The following is a 648-nucleotide window of genomic DNA, read 5'->3' as shown; positions in this document are numbered from 1 at the left end:
CCACCCGTGCCGAGGAGTCTTGCCCGGCATTCTGCCCGGAGGATGAACCGCCGTTTGTGCCCTTGCCCGGCTCTGGCGCTGCGGTGAAGGAGCATGCGTTGCTTGCCTCATTCCCGACGGCGACGGCAAGCTGCTGGACTTTACTTGTGATCTCAGTACCGTCTTTGAGTTTTGCGGTGTACTGAACGTCAAATATGTAATGCCCAGGCTCGGTAAATACCCAGTTGGCGTGCGCGTGGGTTGCGTAGTCGATCGATATACTATGTTGATTTTTGGTCGAATCCAGCAGAACCTCGGGGCCGGTCAACGACTCAGTGAAGACACCGAACCGCGCGCCCTTCGGCATGCTGCGAGGAACAACATGCAGGGTTACGCCGCCGTCGAGTCTGCTGTAGTCCACATCCTGGGTGCTGTACCCGGGCCAAGGCAGCCCGCGCATCTGGGTTTGCGGAAGCCCATAAAACGCGGTTCCGACCGGTCCAATAAAGTCGAGTTTGGGCGAGTTCATGTGCTCGTTGCGGCTGCGGCGGGCACGATCACTAACGGTCCACACCACGGTATCCAGCGGGCGCACCACCGAGTCCGCATCTATGAGTCCGCTATCGTCTTTGAGCCCCAGTTCCAGCCGGTTATCACGCAGTTGTGCTT

General features: G+C 59.0%; 1 protein-coding gene. It reads right to left on the bottom strand.

Translation table 11 applies throughout. The features are described from left to right. Positions 1-648 (bottom strand): choice-of-anchor M domain-containing protein (locus tag HMPREF2554_RS09780; RefSeq protein ID WP_210396052.1); only part of this gene is annotated, 648 nt, incomplete at both ends.

The organism is Rothia sp. HMSC071F11 (assembly GCF_001809115.1).
GTDB classification, from domain to species: Bacteria; Actinomycetota; Actinomycetes; order Actinomycetales; family Micrococcaceae; genus Rothia; species Rothia dentocariosa.
The sequence above is the reverse complement of the archived record's forward strand: the minus strand, read 5'-3'. Positions and strand labels throughout refer to the sequence as shown.